The 15,956-nt window shown below is 43.4% G+C and carries 14 protein-coding genes; 13 read left to right on the plus strand and 1 reads right to left on the minus strand.

Going from position 1 to position 15,956, the window contains the following annotated elements:
- The first annotated feature begins 68 nt into the window (after nucleotides 1–68).
- From clpP to GPLA_RS12805, 5 genes are all read left to right on the plus strand, one after another.
- The gene (gene clpP, locus GPLA_RS12780; protein WP_007105339.1) at nucleotides 69–707 is read left to right on the plus strand and encodes an ATP-dependent Clp endopeptidase proteolytic subunit ClpP; all 639 of its coding nucleotides are present in this window, start codon (nucleotides 69–71) and stop codon (nucleotides 705–707) included.
- A 90-nt stretch (nucleotides 708–797) separates the two neighbouring features.
- Nucleotides 798–2,075, plus strand: a complete 1,278-nt coding sequence (gene clpX / locus GPLA_RS12785; RefSeq protein ID WP_007105340.1) for an ATP-dependent protease ATP-binding subunit ClpX — start codon at nucleotides 798–800, stop codon at nucleotides 2,073–2,075.
- A gap of 255 nt (nucleotides 2,076–2,330) precedes the next feature.
- On the plus strand, nucleotides 2,331–4,697 hold the full coding sequence (gene lon / locus GPLA_RS12795; protein ID WP_007105341.1) for an endopeptidase La: 2,367 nt from the start codon (nucleotides 2,331–2,333) through the stop codon (nucleotides 4,695–4,697).
- Between the two features lie 220 nt (nucleotides 4,698–4,917).
- Nucleotides 4,918–5,208: an HU family DNA-binding protein gene (locus tag GPLA_RS12800; RefSeq protein WP_418889522.1), complete on the plus strand. Its 291-nt coding sequence runs from the start codon at nucleotides 4,918–4,920 to the stop codon at nucleotides 5,206–5,208.
- Nucleotides 5,209–5,363: 155 nt separating this feature from the next.
- Nucleotides 5,364–7,247: a SurA N-terminal domain-containing protein gene (locus GPLA_RS12805; protein ID WP_040514686.1), complete on the plus strand. Its 1,884-nt coding sequence runs from the start codon at nucleotides 5,364–5,366 to the stop codon at nucleotides 7,245–7,247.
- A 48-nt stretch (nucleotides 7,248–7,295) separates the two neighbouring features.
- On the opposite strand, the gene GPLA_RS23720 is transcribed toward GPLA_RS12805, so the two are convergent.
- Nucleotides 7,296–7,469 carry a hypothetical protein gene (locus tag GPLA_RS23720; protein ID WP_007105343.1) on the minus strand — a complete coding sequence of 58 codons (174 nt, stop codon included), beginning with the start codon at nucleotides 7,467–7,469 and terminating at the stop codon, nucleotides 7,296–7,298.
- Nucleotides 7,470–7,691: 222 nt separating this feature from the next.
- Here GPLA_RS23720 and ndk point away from each other — a divergent pair, with 222 nt between their 5' ends.
- The 8 genes from ndk to bamB all read left to right on the plus strand — a co-directional run bounded on the left by ndk (nucleotide 7,692) and on the right by bamB (nucleotide 15,942).
- Nucleotides 7,692–8,123, plus strand: a complete 432-nt coding sequence (ndk, locus tag GPLA_RS12810) for a nucleoside-diphosphate kinase (RefSeq protein ID WP_007105344.1) — start codon at nucleotides 7,692–7,694, stop codon at nucleotides 8,121–8,123.
- A 132-nt stretch (nucleotides 8,124–8,255) separates the two neighbouring features.
- Complete coding sequence (locus tag GPLA_RS12815) at nucleotides 8,256–9,398, plus strand: bifunctional tRNA (adenosine(37)-C2)-methyltransferase TrmG/ribosomal RNA large subunit methyltransferase RlmN (RefSeq protein ID WP_007105345.1); 1,143 nt, start codon at nucleotides 8,256–8,258, stop codon at nucleotides 9,396–9,398.
- Between the two features lie 20 nt (nucleotides 9,399–9,418).
- Complete coding sequence (pilW, locus tag GPLA_RS12820) at nucleotides 9,419–10,408, plus strand: type IV pilus biogenesis/stability protein PilW (RefSeq protein ID WP_007105346.1); 990 nt, start codon at nucleotides 9,419–9,421, stop codon at nucleotides 10,406–10,408.
- A 35-nt stretch (nucleotides 10,409–10,443) separates the two neighbouring features.
- Entirely contained in the window at nucleotides 10,444–11,421 is a 978-nt protein-coding gene (locus GPLA_RS12825) for a RodZ domain-containing protein (protein WP_007105347.1), read from the plus strand.
- A 75-nt stretch (nucleotides 11,422–11,496) separates the two neighbouring features.
- Entirely contained in the window at nucleotides 11,497–12,615 is a 1,119-nt protein-coding gene (gene ispG / locus GPLA_RS12830; protein WP_007105348.1) for a flavodoxin-dependent (E)-4-hydroxy-3-methylbut-2-enyl-diphosphate synthase, read from the plus strand.
- Nucleotides 12,616–12,729: 114 nt separating this feature from the next.
- Nucleotides 12,730–14,010: a histidine--tRNA ligase gene (hisS, locus tag GPLA_RS12835; RefSeq protein WP_083882057.1), complete on the plus strand. Its 1,281-nt coding sequence runs from the start codon at nucleotides 12,730–12,732 to the stop codon at nucleotides 14,008–14,010.
- 68 nt (nucleotides 14,011–14,078) lie between these two features.
- Complete coding sequence (locus tag GPLA_RS12840) at nucleotides 14,079–14,702, plus strand: YfgM family protein (RefSeq protein ID WP_007105350.1); 624 nt, start codon at nucleotides 14,079–14,081, stop codon at nucleotides 14,700–14,702.
- A 10-nt stretch (nucleotides 14,703–14,712) separates the two neighbouring features.
- Nucleotides 14,713–15,942 (plus strand): outer membrane protein assembly factor BamB, encoded by a 1,230-nt coding sequence (gene bamB, locus GPLA_RS12845; protein ID WP_007105351.1) that lies wholly within the window; start codon nucleotides 14,713–14,715, stop codon nucleotides 15,940–15,942.
- Nucleotides 15,943–15,956 lie beyond the last annotated feature (14 nt).

Here is a 15,956-nt window from a genome sequence, read left to right on the forward strand (position 1 = left end):
ACTTATCTAGTCTGCAACTGCTTAAATGCTCGGTAAATACCGAGCATTTTTATTTGTGAAGAAAATATATGATGAATACACCGTTTGATCCTACAAATGCATTAGTACCTATGGTGGTTGAACAAACCGCGAAAGGTGAGCGCTCTTATGATATTTATTCACGCTTACTGAAAGAGAACGTCATTTTCATGGTTGGCCAAGTTGAAGACCACATGGCTAACCTAATTGTTGCCCAGATGTTATTTTTGGAAGCTGAAAATCCTGAAAAAGATATTTTCTTATACATCAATTCCCCGGGCGGCTCAGTAACTGCAGGTATGGCAATTTACGATACCATGAACTTTATTAAACCTGATGTGAGCACAGTGTGTATAGGTCAGGCTGCGAGTATGGGCGCATTTTTGTTGTCCGGCGGAGCGAAAGGTAAACGTTACTGTCTGCCAAATGCGCGTGTCATGATCCATCAACCATTGGGTGGATTCCAAGGTCAAGCATCTGATTTTGAAATACATGCAAGAGAAATCCTGTCTATTAAAGAGAAGATGAATCGTTTAATGGCAGCGCATACCGGACAAGATTACGACAAAGTTGCACGTGACACAGACCGAGACAATTTTTTAAGCGCTCAGGAATCTGTGGACTATGGTTTAGTAGATCAAGTGTTGTCGAGTCGTCCAGATGTCAGCAACAGCGACACTAAGAAGTAACCAGTTACTGTTGATATTGTTTAGTGCGTTTATGTGCATGGAATTGGCAATAAGACGCGCTATATCAACCAAATGAAGAAGAGATAATAGATGAGTGATAAGCAAAGCGGAGATGGCGATAACAAGCTACTTTATTGTTCTTTCTGTGGAAAAAGCCAGCACGAAGTGAGAAAACTTATTGCCGGTCCATCAGTTTTTGTGTGTGATGAGTGCGTTGAGTTATGTAACGACATTATTCGTGAAGAAATTAAAGAAATCGCACCTAAGCAGAAGCAAGATGAACTTCCCACACCGAAAGAAATTCACAGTCATCTCGATGATTATGTCATCGGTCAAGAGCATGCCAAAAAGGTGTTGTCGGTAGCGGTATATAACCACTACAAACGCCTGCGTAATGGCGATGTACACGATGGCGTAGAACTCGGTAAAAGCAACATTTTGTTAATGGGTCCCACTGGTAGCGGTAAAACCTTACTAGCAGAGACGTTAGCGCGTTTATTAGATGTGCCCTTTACTATGGCTGATGCCACGACGCTTACTGAAGCGGGTTATGTGGGTGAGGACGTTGAAAATATCATTCAGAAGTTATTGCAAAAATGCGATTACGATGTTGAAAAAGCGCAACGTGGGATCGTATACATAGACGAAATCGATAAAATTTCTCGTAAGTCAGATAATCCATCGATTACGCGTGATGTGTCTGGTGAAGGTGTTCAGCAAGCTTTACTTAAATTGATCGAAGGCACGGTTGCTTCTGTACCTCCTCAAGGAGGGCGTAAGCATCCTCAACAAGAATTTTTGCAAGTTGATACTTCTAAAATTCTCTTTATCTGTGGCGGAGCGTTCGCAGGACTTGATAAAGTCATTGAACAACGCGCTCATACCGGCACAGGCATTGGTTTTGGAACGGCGATTAAAGACATCAACAATAAAGCCAAAGAAGGAGAATTGTTGAAAAAAGTTGAGCCAGAAGATTTGGTTAAATACGGTCTTATTCCTGAGTTTATTGGACGCTTACCTGTTTTAACCAGTCTCGAAGAATTAAGTGAAGATGCGCTTATCCAAATTTTACGTGAGCCTAAAAACTCACTTACTAAGCAATATGCCGCTTTATTCGCCCTTGAAGGAACGGAGTTAGAATTTAGAGAAGATGCACTTCAGGCTATTGCTAAAAAAGCCATGTCACGTAAAACGGGAGCCCGTGGTCTTCGCTCAATCGTTGAAGCTGTGTTACTCGATACAATGTACGAGTTACCGTCTATGTCTAATGTTTGCAAGGTAGTGGTGGACGAAACGGTTATTCGTGGCGAGTCGAAACCTATATTAATATACGATAGCGCGGCGGATAAAAAATCCATCTCGGAATAGTAAATCAGACAAAATTATAAAGGCTCCTCAGGAGCCTTTTTTTATATCTGCGCATTGCTTTACATTGATGCTAAAGTCAAAAGTTTGAGGATCTATGAATATATAATCTTTTTCCGCGCTCGATTTATGCTTTATTGGGGGTTCTAAATTAGAGGCTTCAGTGGATAGTTTTCGTTTTTCGTTTGAACTTTTTGTGCAAAGCCCCATATACAGTTTCATTGCACCATTTTTACTTTTTATTACACGAGACACTATATGACCAAAGAGAATGTTGATTACACAGAAATGCCGGTCTTGGCATTACGTGATGTGGTGGTTTATCCGCATATGGTTATTCCCTTATTTGTCGGTCGCGAGAAGTCGATACGTTGTTTAGAAGCGGCGATGGATAAAGACAAACAAATTTTTCTAGTCGCCCAAAAAGACGCCAGTACCGACGAGCCGCAACCTGACGATATATTTACTGTTGGCACCATAGCAACAATATTGCAGCTACTGAAATTACCTGATGGCACCGTTAAAGTATTGGTTGAAGGTAACCAGCGCGGGCATATCGAAGAGTTCGTCAGCACTGAAGATTTCTTCATCGCTAATATTGTTGCGAAAGACGATTTAGAAGTTGAAGACAACGAACAAGAAGTTATCGTTCGTTCGGCTATTTCTCAGTTTGAAGGTTATGTAAAGTTAAATAAAAAAATCCCACCAGAGGTATTGACCTCGTTAAGTGGTATTGAGCAAGCCGCTCGCCTCGCAGATACAATGGCTGCGCATATGCCACTTAAACTAGCTGAAAAGCAAAAAGTATTAGAGATGACACAAGTTAATGAACGTCTCGAATATTTAATGGCGTTGATGGAAAGCGAAATTGATTTGCTTCAGGTGGAGAAAAAAATTCGCACCCGAGTCAAAAAGCAAATGGAGAAGAGCCAGCGTGAATATTATTTGAATGAGCAAATGAAAGCCATTCAAAAAGAGCTTGGTGAGCTGGATGAAGCGCCTGATGAATTCGAAGCGTTAAGCAAAAAAATTGACGATGCGAAAATGCCTGAAGAAGCTAAGAAAAAGGCAACGACTGAGCTTAGTAAGCTGAAAATGATGTCTCCCATGTCAGCAGAAGCCACGGTAGTGAGAAGCTATATAGAATGGTTGACGAGTGTACCATGGGCTAAACGCAGCGCTGTGAAAAAAGATCTAGCCGCGGCCGATAAGCTTTTAGACACCGAGCATTATGGTTTAGAAAAAGTTAAAGAGCGCATCATTGAATATTTAGCGGTTCAGCAGCGTGTCAGAAAGTTAAAAGGGCCTATTTTATGCCTTGTGGGCCCTCCAGGGGTGGGTAAGACGTCGCTTGGTCAGTCAATTGCAAAAGCGACCGGCCGTAAGTATGTACGCATGGCCCTAGGTGGTGTACGTGATGAAGCGGAGATCCGCGGTCATCGACGAACTTATATCGGCTCAATGCCAGGTAAATTGATTCAAAAAATGGCCAAAGTTGGTGTTAAAAACCCACTGTTTTTATTAGATGAAATAGATAAAATGTCTTCAGACATGCGCGGTGATCCTTCGTCGGCATTACTTGAAGTATTGGATCCTGAGCAAAATGGTACCTTTAGTGACCATTACTTAGAAGTGGATTATGACCTGTCTGATGTCATGTTTGTGGCAACGTCTAACAGTATGGATATTCCCGGGGCTTTGTTAGACCGTATGGAAGTTATTCGTTTATCGGGTTATACCGAAGATGAAAAACTGAATATCGCTACGAGGCATTTACTCGATAAACAAATCGCTCGTAATGGTCTTAAAGCCAAAGAGTTGGTGATAGAAGAATCTGCCATCATGGGTATCATCCGTCACTACACCCGTGAAGCGGGTGTGCGTAGTTTAGAGCGTGAAATTTCCAAAATTTGCCGTAAAGCAGTGAAAAATATCCTATTAAATAAAGACACGAAATGCGTGACGGTCACCCACGAAAACCTGTCTGATTACCTTGGTGTTCAGCGTTTTGATTACGGTAAAGCAGAAAACAACAACCAGATTGGTCAGGTTACCGGTTTAGCATGGACCCAAGTAGGTGGTGAATTACTCACTATAGAAACCACATCTGTGGTGGGCAAAGGTAAAATGACTTTCACCGGTTCGCTGGGTGATGTCATGCAAGAGTCTATCCAGACAGCCATGACGGTTGTTCGTAGCCGAGCTGAAAAATTACGCATTAACAACGACTTTCACGAGAAACGCGATATTCACGTTCACGTACCTGAAGGTGCTACGCCGAAAGACGGCCCAAGTGCAGGTATTGCGATGTGCACTGCGTTAGTTTCAACGCTCACTGGTAATCCTGTTCGTTGTGATGTTGCTATGACCGGAGAGATCACACTGCGCGGCGAAGTCCTGGCGATCGGTGGGTTAAAAGAGAAATTGCTAGCCGCTCATAGAGGCGGAATAAAAACAGTTATCATTCCAAAAGAGAACGAGCGCGATTTACAAGAGATCCCAGATAATGTAAAACAAGACTTGTCAATTCATCCTGTACGTTGGATTGACGATGTTTTACAGCTGGCATTGCAAGAAAACCCCGAGCGTTTTAGCCTTGAAAAGCCAAGTAAGGGTAAAAAATAGCCACTTACGGCTAATTTTTTTGTTTTTTTTGATATTTAGGGCTTCACACAGCAATAAGTTGTGGTAGCCTTTATCCCAGTTTCGCTTTAGGCCTTGTCACAAAAGGGATTGCGGCGATATCTAGAAAGTTAAAAATTTGTGAATTTATGCTTGAAGTTCGAATTTAAGCTTGGTATAACGTTTTTCGCATTTTTGTTTTGCGGATACTCATATAATAACAATTGAAGGGGATCATATTGTGAATAAGTCTCAACTTATCGACCAAATCGCTGCAAGTGCAGACATTTCTAAAGCAGCTTCAGGACGTGCACTTGATGCATTAACTGATGCAATCACTGCAGCACTAAAGGAAGGTGATCAAGTTGCTCTTGTAGGTTTCGGTACATTCTCAGTACGTGAGCGTGCAGCTCGTAGTGGTCGTAATCCACAGACTGGCGAAACGATTCAAATTTCTGCAGCTAAAGTTCCGTCTTTCAAAGCGGGTAAAGCGCTTAAAGACGCTTGTAACTAAGCAAAAGTTTTTCTGTTTAAAAGGCGATGATTTATCATCGCCTTTTGTTTATCTGCTGTTAATTAATGATTACGTTTAATATATAATCCTGCCTCTTTATAAATTAGTAAAAATTCAGCTTATCTCAAGCAACTCATTTGGAGTTAGAAACGAACATGTTGGAAAGAATCAGAGAGGGAACCCAAGGAACATGGGCCATGGTAATCCTAGGGTTGGTGATTTTAAGTTTTATGTTTGCCGGTGTAGGCAGTTATATAAATTCATCTGCCGAAACTGCGGCAGCTAAAGTCAACGACGACACCATTTCACAAGCCGATCTTGAACGTGCTTATCAAAACGAACGCGGACGCATGGAATCACAGTACGGCGACGCTTTCGCTGCTCTGACGGCTGATAGTGCTTATTTACAACAATTCAGACAAGGCATTTTAGATCGTTTAATTGGTGACAAGTTACTTGAACAAGCTGCCGTTGATTTAGGTCTTCGTGTTAGTGATGCCCAGATAAAGCAAGCTATAGTTGCTATGCCTGAGTTTCAGTTTGACGGTAAATTCGACAACGAACGCTATACCGCTGTTTTACGCCAAGCTGGATTTCAGCCTAATGATTTTCGCGATTACATGCGTGTAGATATGACGCGTCGTCAACTTTCAAATGCCCTTTTAGGCTCTGAATTTACCTTAGCAGCAGAATCAACCCAAGCTTACAAGCTGCAACAACAAACCCGTGATGCACGATACTTAACGATAGCTGCACAGCCTTTTGCTGACGATATTACCGTATCTTCTGATGCAATCGAAAACTATTATCAAGCCAATATCACCCAGTTCGACACACAGCAAAAAGTGAGTCTAGCGTTTGTTGAATTATCAGTTGAAGATTTGCTGCCTAGTATTCAAGTTTCTGTTGACGAAGCGCAGCAATACTATGAGCAAAATATTCAAGACTTCAGAACTCAAGAGCAACGCAGAGCATCGCACATCCTCATAGAGTTTGCTGATGACGAGCAAAAAGCTGAACAACAAGCACAAGATATTTTGCTTAAAGTGAATGACGGTGGAGATTTCGCTGAGTTAGCAAAGGAATATTCGAGCGATACGTTTAGTGCTGAAAACGGTGGTGATCTCGACTGGTTTACTGCTGGCATGATGGACCCCGCTTTTGAAGAAGCCGCGTTTGCCTTGGCTAATGTGGATGACGTTTCTCAAGTGGTCAAAAGTGAGTTTGGTTTTCACATTATCAAATTAACGGATGTCAAACCTGAGCAAACCAGTCCTTTCGCTGACGTGCAGGATGATGTAATTGCTAAACTTAAAACCGAAAAAGCGGAAGAAGAGTTTTATGCCAAACAGCAACGCATGGCTGAAGTGGCGTTTGAAACTCCTGACACCTTGGATGAAGTTGCCGGAATTGCACAGGTTGACGTGCAAACTACAGCTATGTTCAGCCAAGACAATGCTCCGAGTACGGTTAACTATCCTGGGGTTGTTTCTCAGGCATTCTCAGACGAATTAATTAATGACCAAGTGAACAGCGATGTGATTGAGTTAGATGACAATCACATTATGTTTGTACGTGTGGCAACTTATGAAGCTCAGCGCACTAAAGCTTTGGACGAAGTTAGTGCTCAAATCAATGACATCTTATTAGCAGAACAAGCACAGCAAGCAGCTAAAGCTTGGGCTGATGACTTGCTCGCGGACGTTCAGGCTGAAAATGATATCAATGAAAAGCTGAAAACTAAAAACATTGAGTGGCAAGAGCAAGAAGCTGTCGCTAGAAATGGATCAGCTGTTGCCCCAGCTATCGTTGAAGCACTGTTTAAATTAACGGATAAAAAAGAATCTAACGCGCAAGTTGTCGCGTTGTTTAATGGTGACGTGGCGCTTGTGCAGTTAGTGAATGTCAATGAAGGTGCTGATATTCCAAGTACCGACGCTGCGGCATTGCAAAACAGACTGTCGACTATGCGTGCTCAGTTTACCTATGGTGAATTTATCAATGCCCTGCGTGAAGACGCTGACATTGAAGTTTACTAATTTACGCTAGAAATAAAAAAGGAGCTTAGGCTCCTTTTTTATTAGGTGTTATGTACCTGTTAACCACAGCATTATTGTATAAAACGCGGCAATAATGGCGGAAAACGCCAAAATATAAATAAACCCTTGTTTTCCCTGACGAATTGAAAACCCGCGTAATCTCAGATAAACGAACCACAGTAGACTCAATACTAACGGTAGTAAAAAAAGTAGACGTAACACGGTTGCTCCTTAACATTTGTTTTTCTGATTCAAGCATCATAAACAGTTTGCGTCAGTGAATAAACGTCAATCTAATCTGGTTGTTAACTATGTATACCTTCATTTCCCCGCAGCCCCAGATTAATTTTGCTATTTGTTGGGCTTTTGCCAAGGAAACGCATATAATCCGCGCGAATTTTTAATCACCCCCCCTTTTGTTTATTTTGTCATCGGAGACCAATCATGGCCTTAGAACGTACTTTTTCTATTATCAAACCAGACGCAGTTGCTAAAAATGTAATCGGCGCTATCTACAACCGTTTCGAAAGCGCAGGTCTACGCCTTGTTGCTTCTAAAATGCTTCACCTTAGCAAAGAACAAGCAGAAGGTTTCTATGCTGAGCACAGCGAGCGTCCTTTCTTCGGCGCTTTGGTCGAATTCATGACCTCTGGTCCTGTAATGGTTCAGGTTTTAGAAGGCGAAAACGCTGTTCTTAAAAATCGTGAAATCATGGGCGCAACGAACCCTGCCGATGCACTAGCGGGTACGTTACGTGCAGATTATGCTGCATCCATTGATGAAAATGCATGTCACGGTTCAGATGCACCAGAATCAGCGGCTCGCGAAATTGCTTATTTCTTTTCAGATGAAGAAATTTGCCCACGCACACGTTAATATTTTTAGCGTCTGTATTTAAGGGAGCTTAGGCTCCCTTTTGCGATCTAAATGCTATTGATATGCCAACAAAATGGCAGTTTTAGCGTAAAAAATGTACACTAGTTTCTTTTATTTGAGGTACCCAGTTCCATGTCAGAAGTGAAGTCAGCAAAACCGACTAAAATCAATTTACTCAATTTCAACCGTGCAGGTTTAAGGGAGTATTTTAGTTCGATTGGCGAAAAGCCATTTCGTGCTGACCAAATGATGAAATGGATTTATCAACAAGGGATATCTGATTTTGATCAAATGACTAATTTGAACAAAATATTACGTGAAAAACTGAATGCACAATGTGAAATTAAGGCCCCTGAGATTGCCTACCAACAAGCTGCATCTGATGGCACAATTAAGTTTGTGTTGCGTTTAGAAGGTGGCCAGGAAGTTGAAACCGTTTGGATCCCTGATGCAGACCGTGCCACTTTGTGTGTGTCCTCTCAAGTCGGTTGTGCTTTAGAGTGTACGTTCTGTTCTACCGCGCAACAGGGATTCAACCGCAACCTTAGCGTATCTGAAATCATCGGTCAGGTGTGGCGAGTTGCTACAACCATTGGTCTATCTAACGATAGCTCTAAGCGCCCCATCACCAACGTCGTCATGATGGGGATGGGTGAACCATTGTTGAACCTCAAAAATGTAGTACCTGCCATGGAATTGATGTTGGATGATCTCGCATTTGGTTTATCAAAACGCCGGGTGACTTTGAGTACCTCCGGCGTTGTGCCTGCACTTGATATATTAGGCGACAAAATTGATGTGGCGCTGGCTATTTCGTTGCATGCTCCGGATGATAAGTTACGTGACGAACTTGTACCGGTTAACAAAAAGTATCCTATTCAAGAGTTTCTTGCCGGTGTGCGTCGTTATTTAGCTAAATCTCATGCGAATCAAGGTAAGGTTACCGTAGAATATGTGATGCTAAATGGCGTGAATGACAGTACGGATCAAGCACATGCCTTAGCAAAAGTGCTTGCGGACACACCGTGTAAACTTAACCTTATTCCATTCAATCCTTACCCTGGATCGCCTTATACGCGTTCTAGCAATTCACGTATTGATCGTTTTGCCAAAGTTTTGTCGAGTTACGGCCTGATGGTCGTGGTACGTAAGACCCGTGGTGATGACATTGATGCCGCATGTGGCCAATTAGTGGGCGATGTGGTGGATAGAACAAAACGTTTGCTGAAAAAACAGATGAAGGGTGAAGAGATTTCGGTAAAAATGGAGCATTGAGTATTAACGGCTTGATCTTCATGAAATTTATCCGCTTACTGAGCTTACTTCTGGTACTTGGCGTGAGTGCTTGTGTTAGCCAAAATAATCACTCAAACGGTGAAGACTTTGATAAGCAACGTGCGGCTAAAACCCGATTATCTCTGGGATTAACCTATTTAAAAAATGGCAACTTTAGCCAGGCTAAGTTTAATCTTGATAAAGCGTTAGTATTTGCACCTCAGCTCGCAGACGCTCACTACGGTATGGCTTATTATTATCAGAATGTAGAAGATTTTGATGCCGCGTCGCAAGCCTACCAAAAGGCGCTATCCCTTGCCCCTAAGAATGCTGATATTGCTAACAGTTACGGAGCGTTCTTGTGCGAGAGAGGAAACTACCAGCAGGCTAAAGTCTACTTTTTTAAAGCATTAAACAGTGACGTGTACAACTCGTCAGCTGAAACGTATGAGAATTTGGCATTGTGTAGTCAAAGTCAAAATGCGTTAGATGAGGCAATCGGTTTTTTGCAGGACGCGCTAAATCATCAACCTGGCCGAGCAAAAAGCTTATTTTTGTTGGCACAGTTACAGCTACAGGCACATAGGTTTGCTCCTGCGCGCGACAGTCTGCGACGCTACGAAAAAGTTGCTTCGGTATCCGCTGACAGCTTATGGTTGGCGGTACAAATAGAGCAGGGCGCTGGCGCACCTAAGCGGGCAAATGATTATGCCAACATGCTGCTCAGTTTATATCCTGATTTTGCGCCCGCACGGGATTATATTAATGGGCTTGGTGTGATAAACACATCTCAACCAAATATAACTCCGCCAGTGGCACAACCCAAAGTTGCTCCGGTGCAAGATAAGTTACCCGCTAGTCAGTATCATGTTGTCACAGCGAAAGAGAATCTTTATCGCCTTTCGTTGCAATATAACGTTAAGATGAGCGAGCTTATGACGTGGAATAATATTTCTGATCCGGCGTCGATATACATAGGGCAAAAATTAATTGTTGTTGAGCCCAAATAACCATCCCATAGTAAATGAAGAGTAGCGTTAGTTAAATGAGTGAAGAAGTACAACAGGTAGAAGAATCTCAGATTTATGGTCCAGGCCCAGTATTAAAAGCTGCGCGCTTAGAAAAAGGCTTAACGGTCGAGCATATTGCCAGTCAAATCCATTTGAAGGCTAGTTTGATCCTAGCTTTAGAAGAAGATAAGTACGATCCAACTATCTCTATGACCTTTATAAAAGGTTATCTCAAGTTATATGCACGTCAGGTTGATGTGTCTGAAGCTAAGGTACTTGATGGGCTCGATAATTTGAATATGCACAAGAAAGAGCCCGCTAAATTACAGAGCTTCTCTCGCCGTGTTGCGCATCAAGCTAACGATGACAAACTCATGTTGGTCACCTACTTTATATTAGCCGTAGTGGTGGCTTTGGTGGTCGTGTGGTGGTTTCAACAAAGTGATAACGATAAAGTCGATGCACTTGAAGCACCCGTTGCACAAACACAACCTCTTGAAGTTGAGACCTTAGCGAATAGGGAAGTGCCCAACCCAGCAATGGTGACAAACGACATAGCCCAAAGTACCGAAGATGATTCCATTTATACGCCAGTTAGCGAGGCGTTAGTGCCATCAAGTGATAGTCGTGAGCAAGATGGTCATGATGAACTAACGGAAGATAGCGCGGCTTTAAACCCGCAAAATAACACACCTGAACAGGCTACTTCGCCTCAGGCCGAGCCGAGTCAAACCACAACGAGCGCACAGAGCGACGAATCAGTAAACCAAGTTGAATTGGTTTTTAAATTTGCGGATGATTGCTGGGTCAGTGTGGTGGATGCAAGCGGTGAAACAATTGCCGTGGGCGTTAAAGTCTCGGGCCGCGTTATGGCGGTTTCAGGTATGCCACCGTTCGAAGTCATCTTAGGCGCACCGAGTGTGGTCACTATTCGATATGCTGATGAAGACGTCGATATGTCGTTCCTACAGCCGAACAGCACAGCTAAATTTACCTTACCTTTATCGTTATAATTCGCTGAAATAATTGGCGGTAAACGTTTCGATTCCCGCCGGAAAAACACGTTATCAATTGAGTTAGGAAAGAGCATGTTTGCAGAATCACCCATCAAGCGCAGAGTATCAACCAGAATTAATGTGGGTAAGGTTCCTATTGGCGGCGGAGCACCGATAGCGGTGCAGTCTATGACCAATACCCCCACTACAGATGTGGATGCGACCGTTGCGCAAATTAAACGTATTGTCGCAGTTGGCGGTGAAATTGTCCGTGTATCCGTACCCACTATGGACGCTGCCGAAGCGTTTAAACTAATCAAACAGCAAGTTGATGTCCCCTTAATTGCTGACATCCATTTCGATTATCGCATTGCCTTAAAAGTAGCGGAGTACGGTGTTGACTGCTTGCGTATTAATCCGGGAAATATTGGTAGCATGGACCGTGTGCGTTCTGTGGTTGATTGTGCTCGTGATTACGGCATCCCAATTCGTATCGGTGTGAATGGTGGCTCATTAGAGAAAGATATTCAGGAAAAATACGGTGAGCCAACACCGGAAGCTCTGGTCGAGTCGGCGATGCGTCACGTAGACATTTTGGATAAATTAAATTTTGACCAATTCAAAGTCAGTGTTAAAGCCTCCGATGTGTTTTTGGCCGTGGGGGCTTACCGGGCGCTTGCTAAAAAAATTGACCAGCCGCTGCATTTAGGTATTACCGAAGCCGGTGGCTTTCGTGCTGGTGCGGTAAAAAGTGCCGTGGGTCTAGGAATGTTGTTAGCTGAAGGCATTGGCGACACCATTCGTATTTCACTCGCCGCAGATCCTGTTGAGGAAATCAAAGTCGGTTTCGACATTTTGAAATCACTGCGTATTCGTTCTAGGGGCATCAATTTTATCGCTTGTCCTAGCTGTTCTCGGCAAGAGTTTGATGTCATTAGTACAGTCAATGCACTGGAAAGCCGCTTAGAAGATCTATTAACCCCGATGGATGTCTCTATCATTGGCTGCGTGGTGAATGGGCCAGGGGAAGCCGAAGTCTCAGATTTAGGCTTAACCGGTGCGCGTAATATGAGTGGTTATTATGTTGATGGTAAACGCCAAAAAGAGCGTTTATCCAATGACGATTTAGTCGACCAGCTTGAAAAACGCATACGTGCTAAAGCTGCATTGCTTGATAGCAGTAAAAAAATTGACGTAAAACAGCTAGGTTAAGGGTTAACCTGAGCAAAAAAGCACAATTAAGCGGTGTCTTCGTTTTACGTTTACCGTCAACGCCCCTATAATACGGGGCTTTTAAATCGTATCTAGTCAAAGAGAATTTCTTTAGTGTCTAAACAAATACAGGCAATACGAGGCATGAATGATTGCCTTCCTGAACAGTCAGGCTTATGGCAATGGGCTGAAAATGCGATCCGTCAAGTTGTTGCCAGTTATGGTTATCAAGAGATCCGCACGCCAATCGTTGAAAGTACTGATCTCTTTAAACGATCTATTGGTGAAGTGACCGATATTGTTGAAAAAGAAATGTACACGTTTGCCGATCGTAACGACGATAGTTTAACGTTGCGCCCCGAAGGTACAGCAAGTGTCGTGCGAGCGGGTAATGAACATGGTTTACTTTATAATCAGCAACAGCGTCTATGGTACTTGGGACCGATGTTTCGCTACGAACGTCCGCAGAAAGGACGGTATCGTCAATTCCATCAGTTCGGTGTCGAAGTGTTCGGGTTAGCTGGCCCAGATATTGATGCTGAAGTGATCGCCCTTAGTGCGCGTTTATGGAAGAAGTTTGGCATTGCAGAACAGGTCACACTGGAACTCAATTCATTAGGGTCTAACCAAGCGCGAGAAACTTATCGCCAAGCATTGGTCGAGTATTTGTTGGCCAGAAAAGAACATTTAGATGAAGACAGTTTACGCCGTCTTGAAAGCAATCCTCTGCGTGTGTTGGATAGTAAGAATCCTCAAGTGCAAGCCGCTATAACCGATGCGCCTAGTTTATTAGATTACTTAGATGCTGAATCTAAAGAACATTTTGACGCTTTGTGTGAACGTTTAGACGCCTTAGGTATCCAATACCGAGTTAATCCGAGATTGGTACGAGGATTAGACTATTACAACCGTACAGTATTTGAATGGGTAACCGATAGTTTAGGCGCCCAAGGTACTGTGTGTGCTGGCGGTCGATATGACGGTCTGGTCGAACAATTGGGTGGTAAAGCGACCCAAGGCGTTGGTTTTGCTATTGGTATGGAACGCTTGGTATTAATGCTTCAAGCTTGTGGTGCAGAGGAATTCGTTGCTGCACCTGTTGATGTGTATATCACTGCTATGGGAGACGACGTTGAGCTTTACGCACTTAACATTGCAGAAAGTTTGCGTGACGCCATGCCAACCCTTAGAGTACAAACCCATTTTGGTGGCGGCAACTTTAAGAAGCAGATGAAGCGTGCGGATAAAAGTGTTGCTCGTGTTGCCTTGGTATTAGGCGAGACTGAAAAAAACGATGAACTGGTAAGTATTAAATTTTTACGTGAAGATAAACCGCAAATTCAGATTGCTCGCTCTGCGCTGGTATCTACATTAGCTGAGCTATTTTCACTTTAATATGTGTTTGAACAGATAAATAGTCACTGCTTGATTTTGAGGCAGTGCTGCAGTCAGAGGAAGTTGCGATGGAACATTACGAAACAGAAGAACAACAAGTTGAAGCGATAAAGCGATTTTGGAAAGAGAACGGCACCGCGGTTATTGTTGGTGCTGTGCTCGGTTTAGGAGGCTTGTGGGGATGGCGTTATTATAACGATGAACAAATTGCCTCCAAAGAACAAGCGTCCGTTGCGTTTGAAACACAAACTGCATCGCTGCAAGCACAAGATGCAAGCTTCGGTCAGGCCAAGCAGTACATTGATGAGAATAGTGATAGTGGTTATGCCCTCTTAATGGCCTTTCAACTTGCACAACAAGCGATTGACCGTAAAGATTTAACTGAAGCGGAAAAACAACTTTCTTTTGCCGCACAAAATAGCGACAGCGAGGCGGTAAAAGCCCTTGCTAATTTACGCTTGGCTCGCGTGCAGCTAGCGTTAGAGCAACCTGATAAGGCCCTAACCAGCATAGATAAAGTGACTGCCACAGCGTTTAGTGCCCAGCAACAAGAAATCAAAGGCGATATTTACGTTAACCAGAAAATGTTTGATAAAGCACGCAGCGCATACAGCGCGGCTCTAGCCGCTAATGGCGCAAACAATATAGTGAAAATGAAACTCGACAATTTAGCACTTGCAGCCAATGGGTAAGGATCGAAACGTGAAGAAAGCATTACTGCCATTGCTACTTATCAGCACCTTTGGTTTATCAGCATGTAGCACTATTTCAGGTTGGTTTACTGATGATGAAGAATTAGAAATTCGTGTTCTCAAACCAATTGACTCTGAATTTACGCCAACCACGTTATGGGATACCGAGTTAGGCGATGGCATTGATCATTACTTTTCTCGCTTAAAACCAGCGGTTGCCTATGACATGGTATTCGCGGCTAATCGCCAGGGAAAAGTAGCTGCTTACAACCAAGATAATGGCAAAGAAATTTGGCATAAAAATTACGCTGTTTTCAACAACGAAGGCTTCACTTCCAGTATTACTAACTTATGGGCAAGTGGCGCGTCTGCTAAAATTGCAGGTGGTTTAGCCGTAGCCTATGAAACGCTATTCTTTGGTACCGAAAATGGTGATGTAACGGCACTTGATGTACACACTGGTGAGCAAAAGTGGTCAGTAAAAGTTAAAGGCGAAGTACTTGCTTCGCCTGCGATTGACGAAGGTGTTGTCGTGATTAATACCGGCTCAGGTTTAATGTTCGGGTTAAATGCAGAAACAGGCGAGCAAGTTTGGTCTTATGAGTCTGATGTACCGCCTCTGTCATTGCGCGGCATCGCCGCACCTGTTGCGGCAAATGGTGGCGCTATCGTTGGTACAGCTTCTGGTAAGTTGGCAGTGAATATTTTAGCGACAGGCCAAACGGCGTGGGAGCAACCTATCGGCTCTGCAACTGGCGCAACTGAGCTTGATCGTATTGTTGATATTGATAGTAAGCCTTTGGTGGCAGGTGGCGTGATTTACGTCATTTCATTCGACGGCAGTCTTGCGTCGGTTGAACTGCGAAGTGGACGTGTTATCTGGAAGCGTGAATACAAATCATATCGCCGTTTAACTCAAGCGGGAAATACCTTGTTTGTCGTCGACGCTAACAGCAATGTTTACGCACTTGACGCGCGAAATGGCATTGAAATGTGGAGCCAAGGTGCGTTAAAGCAGCGCTTATTGACGGCCGCTGAGCCTGTCGGTGATTACTTGGTAGCGGGCGATAAATGGGGGTTTTTACATTTTTTCAACCAAGCTGACGGTAAGATTGTAGCGCGACTTGATGTGGGTGGAGATGACGAAGATGAGAGTATTTATAGCGCACCAGTGGTTGATGGCAAGATGCTGTATACTCAGACTCGCGATGGTAAGTTAGTGGCGATTCAGGTCCCTTAGTTACCCTTTAGTTG

The organism is Paraglaciecola polaris LMG 21857 (assembly GCF_000315055.1).
GTDB lineage: Bacteria > Pseudomonadota > Gammaproteobacteria > Enterobacterales > Alteromonadaceae > Paraglaciecola > Paraglaciecola polaris.